Source organism: Leucobacter sp. G161 (assembly GCF_001482305.1).
Lineage (GTDB): Bacteria > Actinomycetota > Actinomycetes > Actinomycetales > Microbacteriaceae > Leucobacter.
Genome location: NZ_LOHP01000018.1, coordinates 1 through 560 on the forward strand (window position 1 = coordinate 1; position 560 = coordinate 560).

A 560-nucleotide genomic window follows, 5' to 3' on the forward strand; every position below is an offset into this window, starting at 1 on the left:
GCTCCCTGCAGCGCCTCAGGCCGATCGTGATGACCGCGCTCGCAACGATCCTTGCGCTGGCCCCGATGGCGCTCGGCGTCACCGGCAAGGGCGGGTTCATCTCGCAGCCGCTCGCGGTCGTCGTGATCGGCGGGCTGCTGTCGTCAACCGTGCTCACCCTTGTGGTGCTGCCGACGCTCTACTACCTCGTCGAGCGGAAGCGCGAGCAGAGCCGGGATCGCCGACGCGAACGCGCGGCCGACAAGCGAGCCGATACGCTTACACCTGTGGGCGCGAGTGCTGCCGCCGGTGATTCCGGCGCACTGCACGCGGAAGCGCCCGAGATGTGGCCGGGGGAGACGCCCGCGGATCCTGACATCGATTCACGCGAGAACGACACCGAAAGTGACGCGGGGCCGACGCCCCGAGGACTGTAACTCATGGCCCAGAAGAAGCGGCGGGGCTTTAAAGCCCCCGCGAACTACGACCCGAACCGCAATCGCTCCCTGCAGCGCCTCAGGCCGATCGTGATGACCGCGCTCGCAACGATCCTTGCGCTGGCCCCGATGGCGCTCGGCGTC

General features: G+C 68.6%; 1 protein-coding gene. It reads left to right on the top strand.

Features of this window, described 5'->3' with window-relative positions; genetic code table 11:
* A partial coding sequence (locus tag AUL38_RS17650; protein WP_235590574.1) for an efflux RND transporter permease subunit occupies positions 1-416 on the top strand: 416 nt, incomplete at its 5' end.
* Positions 417-560 lie beyond the last annotated feature (144 nt).